Source organism: Microbispora sp. CA-102843, assembly GCF_050936215.1.
Taxonomy (GTDB): domain Bacteria; phylum Actinomycetota; class Actinomycetes; order Streptosporangiales; family Streptosporangiaceae; genus Microbispora.
Genome location: NZ_JBNJNF010000001.1, coordinates 1,637,286 through 1,650,330 on the forward strand (window position 1 = coordinate 1,637,286; position 13,045 = coordinate 1,650,330).

A 13,045-nucleotide genomic window follows, 5' to 3' on the forward strand; every position below is an offset into this window, starting at 1 on the left:
ATGTCACTCACATGGACGAGGTGCGGGGGAAGCGCCCGTAGTACTCCCCGACACGGTCCCGATAGCCCGGGTCGCTCATCGCCGACTCGTCGAACTCCGGCGCGTTCTTGATCTCCTGTTTGGTGCGGCTGACGAAGATCTTGCGATCCTGGAAGTCGATCCTCGTCACCACACTCGCGGGGAGCATGACCTTCTTGCCGAAGATCCACGGGCCCGTGTCCACGACGATGTAGCTCTGGCCGGCCTCGTAGGTGGCCTCGTCCACAGAACCGATCTTCCCGTCCACGGCCTGCACGTCGTATCCGGCGATGTCCATCTTCTGTCCCATGCCCGACACGGTGTCGGAATACGACCAGAGATCCGGTGTCATGATGTGCACTCCCTTCGTCGTCACTCCACGTACCCGAAGGCGAGAAGGGGAACATCCCGGACACGTAAGGGCAGGACATGATCTGGTCGCCCGTTTTCCTGCGGTGAGCGCGCCGGTGGCGCGGAACACCTCCGGATGCCGCTACTCTTGTGGGTGCGGGCGCCGCTAGCTCAGTTGGTTAGAGCAGCTGACTCTTAATCAGCGGGTCCGGGGTTCGAGTCCCTGGCGGCGCACACAGGCAGGGCGTTCACCATTTGAGGTGAGCGCCCTGCGGCGTTTCAACCGGCTTCTCCTCCCGCGACCGCCTCCCGGTGGTAGGCCACATGGCGAGGGTCGATGGTGTGCTCGGCGACCATGGACAGCACTCCGACCCGCTCGCCTGTCGACCGGTTCACCACGACGAGATCGTCCCGGACGGCGAGGGCTCCAGCGTCGAAGAGCGTGTGATGGTTAGGGCAGAGGCAGAGCATGTTGCCGAGTTCATCGGGGCCGTTGTGCGGTTCCCCGAGAGGGCGGATGTGGCACCCCTCGGCGTAGGGACCAGTGGGGAGCATCAGCCGAATCCCGCAGATCTGGCACCTGTGATCGTGCAGCGTCTTCACCAGCCGTGACAGTGCGGTGTCCCGCACGATCCGTTCGACCGTGGCCGATCGGCGCCCGACGGACGCCGCCTGCAGACCCACGCGGGCGAGGAGGGCGTTCTGGTCGACGTCATGGATGTATTCGGACAGCAGGAAGGCCGCGACGCGAGAGCGGACGGAGTCGTCCTTCGCGACCAGGTCATAGACCCAGTCGCGTGGCCCGGAAAGCGGCTGATGACGGCGCATCCAGCGGAGTGGCTCGCCACCGCTGGCGGCGGGCGGAACCGGATGTCCTGGAATTTCCCACAGGCCGAAGTGGGTGAGTTTGAGGACGGGGTACTCGGGGTTCGGCGCGTCATCGACGAGGCCGAAGGTGGAAATGAGCGAGCCGATTTCGGCACGGGCCGTCTCCCAGGAGACAAGCCTGGGTTCGGCCCTTGCCGCCCGGCCGAGTGCCCAGAGCAGTGTGAGTGGCTGGTGCCGCTTTGGGCGCTTGGTCTGCGGCGACTTGGCCGTCTCCAGGTTCATGATCTTGCCGAGCAGGGCCTCGATGGGACTCTTGGTGGAAGGGTCTTCCGGTGTGGTCACCGTGAAACCCAAGTCGGCCAGGGCTCGGGCGACCGTGGCTGCTCCTCCCGAGAATTCCGAGGCGCGCAGCGGGTGGCCGGCCACATCGCGGTGTGCGACTCCGGCGATGGCTTTGGAGTCGTATCGCCGGCCCTGGTGGATGAGGAAGTAGCCCCGTGCTTCGCGATAGCCGTACTTCTCGAGAAATTCCTCCCGGCCGAGCCTGTCGAACTCCTCGATGGCGGCCAGCACCATGTCCCGGCGAAGATCGGATAAGCCCATCTGGTCATGGTATGCGCCGAGGTGGACGCTTGATCGCCGGGAATTCGCGACACCGGCGGGCAGCCCGCAAGGAGGACGGTTCCTCCTCCTCCGTCACCACGGACGGAGAGCGTGTTGCCGCGCCGCGGACGTCAGCGGGAGGTCTCGTACCAGTGGTAGGGGATCGACCAGTCCCAGTGCTCGGTCTCCTCCTCCTCGCGTTCGAGGTGGGGCGCGTCGGGAGCCCAGGTCAGCGCGTAGGCGATGCCGAACTGGGCGGCCCAGTATCGTCCCAGCCGCACGAATCCCCGGCCGAGAGCGAAGACCACCCGCTTCGCCAGCGAGAACACCATGGGGCACCACTCCTCGTACGATCAGGCACGGCACCAATGTGGCCCAGATCACTCTGTATCTGGAAATAAAGATTTAATCTGGCTGAATCCTCCATGTAAATGCCCAGAGCGGTACGTGACTCACCGCAGCGGCATCCGGTCACATGCGTGACCTTCCGGAGGGAGGATGTCGGTCATGGCACCCTTCGAGATCGGTGAGACCGCCCTGGTGGTGGAGGTCCCCTCGGCCGAGCCCCTGGTCCGGGGCCTGCGGGAACGCTACGACTCCTCCGCGGCGTACGGCATGCCCGCGCACGTCACCGTCCTGTATCCCTTCCTCCCGCGAGAACGCCTCGACGACGGCGTGCTCGCCGCGCTGCGGGAGTTGTTCGCGGCGCGGCGGCCGTTCGAGGTCGTGTTCGGGGGCGTCGGCCGCTTCCCGGGAGTGCTCTACCTCGCACCAGAACCGGACGGCCCGCTGCGGGAGCTCACCGAGGCGGTGGCGGGCCGTTGGCCGGAGGCGCCGCCGTACGGGGGCGGGTTCGGCGACGTCGTGCCGCACCTCACGGTCGCGGAGGGCCTCGGCGGCGAGGTCGACGGCGGGGTCGCGGCGGACCTGGCGTCCGGGCTGCCCGTGACGACGCTCGTCAGCGGCGTGACGCTGCGGGTCTTCGACGGCGAGAGCTGGAGAGCGGAGGGCTTCTTTCCTCTGGGGGAGCCGCCGGTGGCCGAGTTCGCCTTCCCCGGGCCCCTGCGTGATCGCCTGGTGGCGGCGATCCTCAGCGGGGACAAGACGGCCACCGCGGGCCTCCTGGCGGACTACGAGCACTGCGGCGACCCCCTCCCGGTCGCCGGCCGGTGGACGGCGCTGATCGACTCGGCCGGGCGGCGAGTGTCGCTGCTGGAGACGACGCAGGTGCGGGTGGTGCGGATCCGGGAGATCGACGAGGCGTTCGCCCGCGACGAGGGCGAGGGGTACGACACCGTCGCCCAGTGGCGGGCCGCGCACGAGCGCTTCTGGACCGGCCCGGAGATGGCCGCCGTGCTGGGCGGATCACCGGTTGTCGACGACGACACGCTGGTGGTAGCCGAACGCTTCCGCCTGCTCGGTCCCGCCTGACGGCCACTCCCGCCCGCCTGTGGATAACGTCACGGCACCGGCGGGCGGGGCTGACAGAATCGCTCGCACGACCGACCGGGCGGCCCGTCGAGGATCCCCGGAGGCGTCGATCGGGGGAGGCCGAGCGGATGAGCGGGACTAACCGGCGCGGTCGTGCCGGAGGCGCGCGAAGGAATCGCGCCGGAGGTGCGCAGGGGGATCGTGCTGGAGGTGCGCAAGGGGGTCGTGCTGGAGGTGCGCAGGGGGATCGTGCCGGCGGGCGTGGCGGTGGTGAGCGGGAGGGCGCGCGACGGCGGTGGAGCCTCGGGCCGCCGGGCGGAGCCGCCTGGAGCTTCCCCTGGTCGTCGTCCGGCGCTTCTGGCCAGGCGGCCGAGGAACTGGTGACCGGACTGCTGTCCGCAGCGCTGGAGGCGCGGCGCCGCCGCGACGAGACCGAGTTCCGGCGATGCGTGAAGGTCCTCGCGCAGGGGCAGGGGCTGCGCCAGGTCGTGGACCGCGCCCTGCTGGACGCGCTGAACCGGCATGTGAGGCTCGCCTGGCACGGCGGCTGGCAGCCTGCCGACGTCGTCCGGCTGGTGGGCCGGCGGCTGGAGGCCCGGCACGTCCGCCTCGTGACCGACGCCGTCGCGGCCGAAATGCGCGCGTACGCCGCGGCGACCGTGGACGACCGCTGGCTCGACCAGCTCGCGGCCATCGGCGCGACGGTGTGGTGGGGCCGCGACGAGGAGTACCTCCGTGAGGACGGCGACCGCATCGGGATGGTCGCCTGCGCGCTTCGGGCGATCCATCTGCTGGCCACGCTGCCGCCGCTGGAGCGGCTGTGCCCCGTGCCGGGAACGGCCCGCCGTACGCCCGGCGTCCGCGGCGGCCGCGCCGTCGACGAGCGGATGCTCGCCCGGGTGCGGGCCCTGCTGGCCAAGGCCGAGTCGACCGAGTTCGAGGCGGAGGCCGAGACGTTCACCGCCGCGGCCCAGGCGCTGATGGCCCGGCACAGCATCGACGCAGCGCTGCTGGCCGCCCGGGCGCCCGGCCCGGGAGGAGCCGGCCGGCCGGAGGGGCGCCGGCTGGGTGTCGACGCGCCCTACGAGGGCCCGAAGGCGATGCTGCTGGACGTCATCGCCTCGGCCAACCGCTGCCGCTCGGTGTGGAGCAGGCATTTCGGGTTCGCCACCGTGCTCGGGTTCCCGGCGGACCTGGCCGCGGTGGAGGTGCTGTTCACCTCCCTGCTGGTGCAGGCCACGACCGCGGTGAGGCTGGCCGGATCCCACCGGGACGGCTCCGGCCGTTCCCGCACGCGGTCGTTCCGGCAGTCGTTCCTGGCGGCGTACGCCCAGCGGATCGGCGAGCGGCTGCGGGAAGCGGCGGGAGAGGCGGTGCGGGAGGCCGCCGCCGATGCCGGGCGCGACCTGCTGCCGGTGCTGGCGGCCCGGGAACGGGCCGTCGAGGCGAAGGTCGAGGAGATCTTCCCGACGCTGACCATGGTCGGCGCGGGCGCGGTCAGCAACCGGGAGGGCTGGATCTCCGGCCGGGCCGCCGCCGACCGCGCCGTCCTCGACGTACGCGGGAAGATCGCGGAGGGAGGCCGTCGATCCGGCGATGGTCGACCGTGACGACGGCGTGAGACCGCGGGGGCCACGGGGACGGAGGGGGAAGGCGGACTGGCCCAAGGCGCACCTGGGGTCCCGGAGTCTCCCGGACCGGGCATGATGGGTCGCGCAGGGAGCGGTGTGAGCAAGGAGTGGCCGTGAGCAGATACGAGCGGTGGAACACCTTGTTGGAGCTGCTCGCCGAGCGTGGACACCTCGACGTGGAGGAGACCGCCGAGCACCTCGGCGTGTCGCCCGCCACGGTGCGGCGGGACTTCGACGAGCTGGCCTCCCAGCAGCTCCTCACCCGCACGCGTGGCGGGGCGTCGGCGCACAGCGTCACCTATGACCTGCCCCTGCGTTACAAGGTCGCCAGGCACGCCCCGGAGAAGCAGCGGATCGGAGCGGCGGCGGCCGCCATGGTCCCCGCAGGCGCCACCGTCGGCCTGAACGGCGGCACGACCTTGACGGAGGTCGGCCGGGCGCTGGCCACGCGCCCCGACCTGAACACCGACCAGCGGGGCCCGGTGGTCACCGTGGTGACCAACGCCCTGAACATCGCCAACGAGCTGGTGCTCCGCCCGCAGATCCATGTCGTCACCACGGGCGGTTCGGCCCGGCCCCAGTCGTACGAGCTGATCGGGCCGATCGCCGCCGGCATGCTGGAGCGCGTCGCTCTGGACCTGGCGATCCTGGGGGTCGACGCCCTGCACCTGGAACACGGCGCGAGCGCCCACAACGAGGGAGAGGCGGCGGTCAACCAGATCATGGCCTCCCGCGCGCAGCAGGTCGTCATCGTGGCGGACAGCTCGAAGCTCGGCAGGCGGGCGTTCGCGCGGATCTGCCCGGTGAACCAGATCGACATCCTCGTCACCGACAGCGCGGCGACCGAGGAGCAGACGGCGCCCTTCGCCGACGCGGGTGTCAAGGTCGTGCGCGCCTGAGAGGCCACCCGGGCGCACACCGGGTCGCGTGCGCCGGGGGCTCTGTCACGAGGCCAGTACGCCGAGGAGGTGAGCGACCTCCCGGGTGACCGCGTCGCGGCCGGCCTTGAGGTACTTGCGCGAGTCGACCACGGACGTGTCGGCGGTCAGGCGGTCGCGGACCGCCGCCGTGAACGCCTTGTTGAGATGGGTCGCGATATTGATCTTCTTCATGCCGTGCCGTACGGCCGCCCGGATGGTCTCGTCCGGGACCCCGGACGAGCCGTGCAGCACCAGCGGGACCGGGACCGCGGCGTGGAGCTCGGCGATCAGGCCGAGATCGAGCACGGCGTCCTTCGTGGTCATGGCGTGCGAGCTGCCGACCGCGACGGCCAGGGCGTCCACCCCGGTCCTCTCGACGTAGCCGGCGGCCTCGTCCGGTCTGGTCCTGGCGCCCGGGGCGTGCACGCCGTCCTTGCCGCCGATCTCGCCGAGCTCGGCCTCGACCCACACCCCGCGCTCGTGGCACCAGTGCGCCACCTCGGCTGTGGCCGTCGCGTTGGCCTCGTGGTCCAGGGCGGACGCGTCGTACATCACCGAGCCGAGGCCCAGGCCGACGGCCTCCTCGACCAGGGACCTGTCGGTGGCGTGGTCGAGATGGACGGCCACCGGAACGGCGGCGGCCCTGGCCAGGGCGAGCGACGCCAGCGCGACCGGGGCCAGCGCGCCGTGGTAGCGCACGCAGTTCTCGCTGATCTGCAGCACCACCGGGACGCCGGCGGTCTCGGCACCCGCGACGATGGCCTCCGCGTGTTCGAGCTGGATCACGTTGAACGCGCCCACGCCCAGGGGCGCGTCGCGGATGATGTCGCCGATGCCGGCGAGGGGCATGGTGGCCTCCGAAGGTCCGGTCAGGGGTGGTGAGGTTCGACGGTGATGTCGGGGTGGACGCGCCGGTAGACGCCGGGATCGAAGTCACCCGCGACGGGGGCGGCGACGGCGGCTGCGCCGAGGGCGGCCGCCCGGCGGAGTCGTTCGGGCCACGGCGTGCCCTCCACCAGGCCGAGCGCCAGTCCCGCCACCAGCGCGTCTCCGGCGCCGGTCGGATTGCCCTCGACCCGGTAGGGCATGCGGGCCCGCCAGGTCCCCTCCGGGGTCGCGGCGAGCACGCCGTCCGCCCCCAGTGAGACCACGACCGACCCGGCGCCCTCGTCCCGCAGGAGCCGGGCTCCGGCGGCGATGTCCACCGCCTCCCCGGCGTCCGGGCGCAGCGCGCGGGCGAGCTCCTCGGCGTTGGGCTTGAGCACGGCGGGGCGGCCTGCGGGGGCGTGGCGCAGGGGAGCGCCGTCGGCGTCCACGACGGCCGGCACGTCGTGCCGGGCGGCGACGCCGGCCAGCGTGGCGTAGAGGTCGGCGGGCACTCCGCGCGGGAGGCTGCCGGAGATCACCACGGCGGACGCCCGGCCGAGGGCCCGCTCGTACGCGTCGAGGAAGCGGGCCAGCTCCTCGGGGGTGACCAGCGGCCCGGGCTCGTTGAACAGCGTGGTCCGCCGGGCCGCGCGGACGGCGAGGGTGGTGCGGGTGTCCCCCGCGATGAGGGTGAAGGCGGCGGGGACCCCGGCCGCGGCCAGGTCGGCGAGCAGGGCCTCGCCGGTCGGGCCGCCGGCCAGGCCGACGGCGAGGACCTCGTGGCCGAGGGCGGTGAGGACGCGGGCCACGTTGACCCCCTTGCCGCCCGCCCTGCGATGCACGCCGCGCACGCGATTGACGCCGTCCCAGTCGACGTCGTCGACGCCGTAGGTGACGTCGAGCGCCGCGTTCACCGTGACGGTGAGGATCACGCCGGTCACGGCGATTCGGAGAGGATGACCGATCGGGTGAGGTGCGCCGGCGTGTCGGGGTCGAGACCGCGGGCGTGCGCCCTGGCGACCGCGAGCCGTTGCACCCGGATCAGCTCGGCCATGGGGTCGAGGCCGCCCTCCACGAACGTGGCGCCGGTGGCCTCCACCTCGCCCCGCAGCCCGCGCGGGACCGGGCCGAACGCCCACGTGACGCGTCCGGGCGCGGCGATGCTGATCGGGCCGTGGCGATACTCCATGGCGAGGTAGGCCTCCGTCCACGACTGCGAGGCCTCCCGCATCTTCAGCGCCGCCTCCCGTGCCAGGCCGTACGTCCAGCCGGTGCCGAGGAAGGAGAACTGTTCGGCGGCGACGAGATCGGGGGACAGCGGTTCGGCGACCGCGCGCTCCGCGTCGGCGATCGCCCCGGTGAGGTCCTCGCCGAGGTGCGCACGCAGCATGGCGAGCTGCGCGGTGGCGAACCGCGTCTGCACGACCGACCGCTCGTCGGCGAAGTCGAGGACGACGACCTCGTCGGCGAGGGACATGACCGGCGTGTGCGGGTCGGCGGTGACCGCGGCCGTCCGCGCCCGCTCCCCGCCCTGCTCGCGGATGCGGCGGAGCAGGTCGAGCACCTCGGTCGTGGTGCCCGACCTGGTGAGCGCCAGCACCCTGTCGTAACGACGGCCGATCGGGGCCTCGGAGGCGGGGAAGGCGTCGGTCTCGCCGTGCCCCGCGCCCTCACGGAGCGCGGCGTACGCCTGGGCGATGAACCACGAGGTGCCGCAGCCGACCACCGCCACCCGTTCGCCCCTCGCCGGCAGGGCACCGGAGGAGGACAGGCCGGCGGCTCGGCTCCAGCAGGCGGGCTGGGACGCGATCTCGGTCTCGGTGTGACTCACGGGCGCTCCTGTGCTCATTGATGCAAGATTTGTAGCACTATCGAGCAGTTTCGAGCAATGGAGGGCACTGTACGGTCACTGTGAACGCCAACGGACCAGGACGGGTGACGACGCGAAATGCGCGGAACCAATGGATTTCAAGCAAGATCGCGCATCGTCCTTTCACGGGGTGCGTGGGAGCATTGGGTGAAGTAGTCTTCGCGCACGTACCGGGCGGGAGGTGGGGATGGCGCGCATCGTCTTCGTCGGCGTCGGGGACGTGGAGCTGACGCGCAGGGTGGTCTCCGATCTCCTCCTCGCCCCCTCGCTGCGGGGCGAGCTGGAGATCGTGCTGCACGACGAGAACCCCGGGCAGCTCGCGACGGCCGAGGCCCTGGTCCGCGCGCTCGACGCCGAAGCCGGGTCGGTGGCCACGATCGTCACGCACCTGGGCAGGCGCAGGGCGCTGGAGGGCGCCGACTTCGTGGTCGGCCACATCGACGTGGGCGGGTTCGAGGCGACCCTGCGCGACTTCGAGATCCCGCACAGGTACGGCCTGCGCCAGACGATCGGCGACACCATCGGCATCGGCGGCATCTTCCGCGGGCTGCGGACGATTCCGGTCTTCGTCGAGCTGGGCCGCGAGATGGCCGAGCTGTGCCCGGACGCCTGGCTGCTGAGCTGCAGCGACCCGATGGCGATGACGGGCTGGGCGGTGCGGGAGGCGACCGGTTTCAAGCGGTTCGCCGGGGTGTGCCATGCCGTCTGCGACACGCACGCGTACCTGGCCGATCTCGTCGGCCGGGGGCTGGATGAGGTCACGTTCCTCAGCGCCGGTCTCAACCACCAGTCGTTCGTGCTGCGGTTCGAGGCCGAGGGCCGCTCGCTGTATCCCGACCTCGACGAGGTGCTCGAGGCCGATACCGAGCTGCGGCGGCACGTACGGGTGGAGCTGTATCGCCGGTTCGGCTACTTCCCGACCCAGTCGAGTGAGCACGCCGCCGAATACGTCCCGTGGTTCATGCGGCACAGCGAGGAGACCGCGCGCCTCGGGGTGCGCCCCGAGGAGTACCTGCGGCGGGTGGGCCACAGCCTGCACCTGTACGAGGAGACGCGGCGGGCGCTGTCGGCCGGCCGGTCGCTGCTGGTGCGCTGGCAGCACCAGGAGCCCGCGGCCGCCGCGCTCCTGGCCATGCTGACCGGTCAGGAGAAGGAGGTCTACGTCAACGTCCCCAACCAGGGGCTGATCGGCAACCTGCCCGAGGGCTGCTGCGTGGAGGTGCCCGCCCTGGTCGACGCCGACGGCGTCCACCCCCGGCCGGTGGGAGAGCTGCCCATCCAGCTCGTGGCGCTCAACCGCACGTTCCTCAACGTCGTCGAGCTGACCGTGCGCGCCGTGCTCGACGGCGACCGCAGGCACGTCCACCACGCCGCGATGCTCGATCCGAACACCGCCGCGACGTTGCCCCTGCCCGCGATCGAGGCGCTCTGCGACGAGCTGATCGAGGCACACGGCGACCTGCTGCCGGAGGGCGTCCGTCCGGCGGGGAGCAGGCCATGACCGACTCCATGCCCACGGAGGTGCGGCGGGAGCGCATGCTCGGCATGCTCATGGAGCAGGAGTTCGCCCGGGTCGCCGAGCTCGCCGAGGCGTTCGGCGTCTCCAGCGTCACCGTACGCGCCGACCTTGACGCGCTGGAGGAGCAGGGCCGCATCCGCCGGGTCCGCGGCGGGGCCGTCGCGGCCGGGCCGCCGCGGCGCACCGAGCCGTCGTTCGAGCTGTCGCTCGGCACGGCGGCCGTGGAGAAGGCGCTGATCGCCAAGGCGGCGGCCAGGCTGGTCGGCTCGGGGGAGAGCGTGATGATGGGCGCGGGGACCACCACCGCCTACGTGGCCAGGGAGCTCGTCGCCCGGGCCGACCTCACCGAGGTCACCGTCTTCACCAACGGCCTGCGTACGGCGCTGGAACTGGAGCCCGCGCTGCCCCGCTTCGCCGTCGTCGTGACCGGGGGGAGCCTGCGCCGCCAGCAGCACTCCCTGGTGGATCCGCTCGGCGGCAAGGCCATCGAGGGCATCCGGGTGGACACCGTGTTCATCGGCTGCGGCGGCGTCCACCCGGACGTCGGGATCACCAACGTGAACCTGCCCGACGCGGAGATGAAGCAGCGCATGCTGCGGGCGGCAGGCCGCCGCATCGTGGTCGCCGACTCCTCCAAGCTCGGGGCGATCGGGATGGCGCCGATCTGCCCGCTGTCGGAGATCGACCTGCTCATCACGGGCGAGTCGGCCGACCCGGCGACGGTGGCCGTGCTCCGCGATCGCGGCCTCAAGGTGGAGATCGCCGCCTAAGGGGACGGGCGTCACTCGGCGAGGGTCGCGCGCAGCGCCTCCGGGAGCAGGTCGCCGTGCGCCCGGGTCAGGTCGTCGCACAGCCGCCAGATCTCCTCCAGCGACAGCGTCGCCGACGTGTTCGGATCCACCATCATGGCGTGCCGCACGTGCTCCGGCCGTCCCTCCAGTGCGGCCCGCACGGTCAGCTCGTTGACGTTCACGTACGCCCGGTTGAGCGCGGCGCACTGCGGCGGGAGGGCGCCTACCCGGGTGGGCAGCACCCCGGTCGCGTCCACCGCGCACGGCACCTCGACCACGCACCCAGGCGGCAGGTTGGCGATCAGCCCGTCGTTGACGACGTTGCCGTAGACCACGCGCGGGGTGCCGGTCACGATGCTGTGGATGATCTGCGGGGCGTACTCGCCGGTGCCCTCCACGGGCAGGTCCCCGCCGTGCCGTACGGCGTCGCGGGTGCGCTTGTACTCGCGCACGTTCTCCTCGCTGATCCGCACGTACTCGCCCACCGGGATGCGCAGCCGGTCGATCTCGCCGTCGTGGCGCAGCAGCCAGGGCAGATACTCGGCCGAGTGCTCGCTGGTCTCGGTCGGGTAGTGGCCCAGGCGCCGGTACATCTCCACCCGCACCCGGCGGCGCAGCTCCGGGTCGCGCCCGATGGCCGCGTCCAGCCGTTCGTACAGGTTCTCGCCGTCCCGCTCGAACCGCAGCACCCACGCCTGGTGGTTCACCCCCGCCGCCAGGTACGCGACCTCCTCGTACGGCACGGCCACCAGGTCGGCCAGCCCCCGCATGGTCCAGTACACCGAGTGGCACAGGCCGACGACGTTGCGCACCTTGCCGCTGAGATACCAGACGTTCATGGCCATCGGGTTGGTGTAGTTGAGCAGCAGGGCGTCGGGGCAGACGGCGGCCATGTCGGCCGCGAGGGCGTCCAGGACCGGGAAGGTGCGCAACGCCCGGAAGATCCCGCCGACGCCGATCGTGTCGGCGATCGTCTGCCGCAGGCCATACCGAGCGGGGATCTCGAAGTCGGTGACGGTCGCGTCGTGCCCGCCCACCTGGATGATGTTGATCACGAAGTCGGCGCCGTCCAGCGCGGCCCGCCGGTCGAGGTCGGCGGTGACCACCGGCCGCGCGCCGCGGGCCGCCGCGATCCGGTGCGCGACGGTCTCGGCGACCCGCAGCCGCTCGGCGTCGATGTCGTGCAGCGCGATCCTGGCCTCCCGCAGCTCGGGGAAGGCCAGCAGGTCCGCGAGCAGGCCCTGGGTGAAGACGACGCTTCCCGCGCCGATCAAGACGATCTTCGGGTTTCTCATCGGGTGACTTCCTCCCAGGTCGGCTGCGCCGCTGTACCCCCCGCGGCTCGGGTGGAGAGGGTGCCGCAGGCCACCGCGACCTCCAGGGCGCGGCGGAGCGGGAGCCCGCGCAGGCGGGCCGCGAGGAGGCCGGCGTTGAAGCTGTCGCCGGCCCCGACCGTGTCGGTCACGGTGGCCGGGGCGGCCGGCACGCGGACCGGCTCGCCCTCGTGGATCGTCAGCGCGCCGTCGCCGCCGCACTTGACCACGGGCGTGGTGCCCCGGGCGGCGAGGTCGCGTACGGCGCCTTCGAGGTCGCCGTCTGCGCGTCCGGCGATGGCGAGGGCCTCGCGATCGTTCGGCAGTAGGACGCCGGTCAGCGGCAGGACCTCGTCGAGCCCCTGCCAGCGGCCCGACGGATCGTCGTTGGTGTCCAGGGACGTGGTGACCCCCGCCGCCCGTGCCGTACGGAACAGGGCGGGCAGGCCTGCGGCGAGCCGGGGCTGCAGGAAGTAGGACGAGACGTGGACGTGGGCGGCGCGTTCCAGCAGCGCCGCCGGCACGTCGCCCGGTTCGAGCCGGTCCAGGCAACCCGGCGCGGTCAGGATGGCCCGGTCGCTTCCGTCGGCCAGCACCACGGTGAGGGCCGTCGGCGCGCCGGGGTCCACCACGCAGGCGGAGACGTCCACCCCGCTGCGGGTGAGCACGTCGAGCACGAACGCGCCCGCGGCGTCGTCGCCCACCCGGCCGGCGAAGGCGGTGCGCAGGCCCAGCCGGGCCGCGCCGCAGGCCGTGATCGCCCCCGATCCGCCGAGCACCAGCGCGCCTGCCTCGACGAGCCGCTCGCGCTGGCCGAACTCGGGAACGCGTGGCGCTCCCGTGACGACCACGTCGGGGTTCGCGTCACCGACGACGAGCAGGTCGAAATCTGGTCTCCCCATG

At 72.1% G+C, this 13,045-nt stretch carries 14 protein-coding genes and 1 tRNA gene; 7 read left to right on the forward strand and 8 right to left on the reverse strand.

Features of this window, described 5'->3' with window-relative positions; translation table 11 throughout:
* Window positions 1–7: 7 nt before the first annotated feature.
* Complete coding sequence (locus ACQEVJ_RS07620; protein ID WP_433098564.1) at window positions 8–370, reverse strand: PRC-barrel domain containing protein; 363 nt, start codon at window positions 368–370, stop codon at window positions 8–10.
* 159 nt (window positions 371–529) lie between these two features.
* On the opposite strand from ACQEVJ_RS07620, the gene ACQEVJ_RS07625 reads away from it, so the two are divergent.
* Window positions 530–603, forward strand: a tRNA-Lys gene (locus ACQEVJ_RS07625).
* Between the two features lie 45 nt (window positions 604–648).
* On the opposite strand, the gene ACQEVJ_RS07630 is transcribed toward ACQEVJ_RS07625, so the two are convergent.
* The gene (locus ACQEVJ_RS07630; protein WP_433098566.1) at window positions 649–1,800 is read right to left on the reverse strand and encodes an HNH endonuclease; all 1,152 of its coding nucleotides are present in this window, start codon (window positions 1,798–1,800) and stop codon (window positions 649–651) included.
* 131 nt (window positions 1,801–1,931) lie between these two features.
* Window positions 1,932–2,132 carry a hypothetical protein gene (locus ACQEVJ_RS07635; protein ID WP_433098568.1) on the reverse strand — a complete coding sequence of 67 codons (201 nt, stop codon included), beginning with the start codon at window positions 2,130–2,132 and terminating at the stop codon, window positions 1,932–1,934.
* 175 nt (window positions 2,133–2,307) lie between these two features.
* Between ACQEVJ_RS07635 and ACQEVJ_RS07640 the strand changes: the two genes are divergently transcribed.
* The 4 genes from ACQEVJ_RS07640 to ACQEVJ_RS07655 all read left to right on the forward strand — a co-directional run bounded on the left by ACQEVJ_RS07640 (window position 2,308) and on the right by ACQEVJ_RS07655 (window position 5,761).
* On the forward strand, window positions 2,308–3,231 hold the full coding sequence (locus tag ACQEVJ_RS07640) for a 2'-5' RNA ligase family protein (protein WP_433098570.1): 924 nt from the start codon (window positions 2,308–2,310) through the stop codon (window positions 3,229–3,231).
* Between the two features lie 186 nt (window positions 3,232–3,417).
* Window positions 3,418–3,615 carry a hypothetical protein gene (locus ACQEVJ_RS07645; protein ID WP_433098572.1) on the forward strand — a complete coding sequence of 66 codons (198 nt, stop codon included), beginning with the start codon at window positions 3,418–3,420 and terminating at the stop codon, window positions 3,613–3,615.
* Entirely contained in the window at window positions 3,612–4,841 is a 1,230-nt protein-coding gene (locus ACQEVJ_RS07650) for a DUF2786 domain-containing protein (protein ID WP_433098574.1), read from the forward strand. The genes ACQEVJ_RS07645 and ACQEVJ_RS07650 overlap by 4 nt, the downstream gene beginning before the upstream one ends.
* 134 nt (window positions 4,842–4,975) lie before the next feature.
* The gene (locus ACQEVJ_RS07655; protein WP_139577124.1) at window positions 4,976–5,761 is read left to right on the forward strand and encodes a DeoR/GlpR family DNA-binding transcription regulator; all 786 of its coding nucleotides are present in this window, start codon (window positions 4,976–4,978) and stop codon (window positions 5,759–5,761) included.
* A 45-nt stretch (window positions 5,762–5,806) separates the two neighbouring features.
* On the opposite strand, the gene ACQEVJ_RS07660 is transcribed toward ACQEVJ_RS07655, so the two are convergent.
* The 3 genes from ACQEVJ_RS07660 to ACQEVJ_RS07670 are packed head-to-tail and all read right to left on the reverse strand — an operon-like array spanning window position 5,807 to window position 8,480.
* A complete protein-coding gene (locus ACQEVJ_RS07660; protein WP_433098576.1) occupies window positions 5,807–6,631 on the reverse strand; it encodes a class II fructose-bisphosphate aldolase in 825 nt (274 codons plus the stop codon).
* A gap of 20 nt (window positions 6,632–6,651) precedes the next feature.
* Complete coding sequence (locus ACQEVJ_RS07665; protein ID WP_433098578.1) at window positions 6,652–7,590, reverse strand: 1-phosphofructokinase family hexose kinase; 939 nt, start codon at window positions 7,588–7,590, stop codon at window positions 6,652–6,654.
* Window positions 7,587–8,480: an SIS domain-containing protein gene (locus ACQEVJ_RS07670; RefSeq protein ID WP_433098580.1), complete on the reverse strand. Its 894-nt coding sequence runs from the start codon at window positions 8,478–8,480 to the stop codon at window positions 7,587–7,589. The genes ACQEVJ_RS07665 and ACQEVJ_RS07670 overlap by 4 nt, the downstream gene beginning before the upstream one ends.
* Before the next feature lie 226 nt (window positions 8,481–8,706).
* On the opposite strand from ACQEVJ_RS07670, the gene ACQEVJ_RS07675 reads away from it, so the two are divergent.
* On the forward strand, window positions 8,707–10,020 hold the full coding sequence (locus ACQEVJ_RS07675) for a hypothetical protein (RefSeq protein WP_433098582.1): 1,314 nt from the start codon (window positions 8,707–8,709) through the stop codon (window positions 10,018–10,020).
* Window positions 10,017–10,808 carry a DeoR/GlpR family DNA-binding transcription regulator gene (locus ACQEVJ_RS07680; protein ID WP_139577120.1) on the forward strand — a complete coding sequence of 264 codons (792 nt, stop codon included), beginning with the start codon at window positions 10,017–10,019 and terminating at the stop codon, window positions 10,806–10,808. Before ACQEVJ_RS07675 ends, ACQEVJ_RS07680 begins: the two co-directional genes overlap by 4 nt.
* An 11-nt stretch (window positions 10,809–10,819) precedes the next feature.
* Here ACQEVJ_RS07680 and ACQEVJ_RS07685 read toward each other — a convergent pair whose 3' ends face one another.
* Both ACQEVJ_RS07685 and ACQEVJ_RS07690 read right to left on the reverse strand, forming a co-directional pair.
* On the reverse strand, window positions 10,820–12,124 hold the full coding sequence (locus tag ACQEVJ_RS07685) for an alpha-glucosidase/alpha-galactosidase (protein WP_433098584.1): 1,305 nt from the start codon (window positions 12,122–12,124) through the stop codon (window positions 10,820–10,822).
* Window positions 12,121–13,044, reverse strand: a complete 924-nt coding sequence (locus ACQEVJ_RS07690; RefSeq protein WP_433098586.1) for a carbohydrate kinase family protein — start codon at window positions 13,042–13,044, stop codon at window positions 12,121–12,123. The genes ACQEVJ_RS07685 and ACQEVJ_RS07690 overlap by 4 nt, the downstream gene beginning before the upstream one ends.
* Between the last annotated feature and the right edge of the window lies 1 nt (window position 13,045).

Bases quoted from the DNA above. Each gene is read 5' to 3' on its own strand.
- ACQEVJ_RS07620 (WP_433098564.1), bottom strand. From the start codon at position 370: ATGACACCGGATCTCTGGTCGTATTCCGACACCGTGTCGGGCATGGGA.
- ACQEVJ_RS07675 (WP_433098582.1), top strand. From the start codon at position 8,707: ATGGCGCGCATCGTCTTCGTCGGCGTCGGGGACGTGGAGCTGACGCGC.
- ACQEVJ_RS07640 (WP_433098570.1), top strand. From the start codon at position 2,308: ATGGCACCCTTCGAGATCGGTGAGACCGCCCTGGTGGTGGAGGTCCCC.
- ACQEVJ_RS07630 (WP_433098566.1), bottom strand. From the start codon at position 1,800: ATGGGCTTATCCGATCTTCGCCGGGACATGGTGCTGGCCGCCATCGAG.
- ACQEVJ_RS07690 (WP_433098586.1), bottom strand. From the start codon at position 13,044: ATGGGGAGACCAGATTTCGACCTGCTCGTCGTCGGTGACGCGAACCCC.
- ACQEVJ_RS07635 (WP_433098568.1), bottom strand. From the start codon at position 2,132: ATGGTGTTCTCGCTGGCGAAGCGGGTGGTCTTCGCTCTCGGCCGGGGA.
- ACQEVJ_RS07660 (WP_433098576.1), bottom strand. From the start codon at position 6,631: ATGCCCCTCGCCGGCATCGGCGACATCATCCGCGACGCGCCCCTGGGC.
- ACQEVJ_RS07685 (WP_433098584.1), bottom strand. From the start codon at position 12,124: ATGAGAAACCCGAAGATCGTCTTGATCGGCGCGGGAAGCGTCGTCTTC.
- ACQEVJ_RS07680 (WP_139577120.1), top strand. From the start codon at position 10,017: ATGACCGACTCCATGCCCACGGAGGTGCGGCGGGAGCGCATGCTCGGC.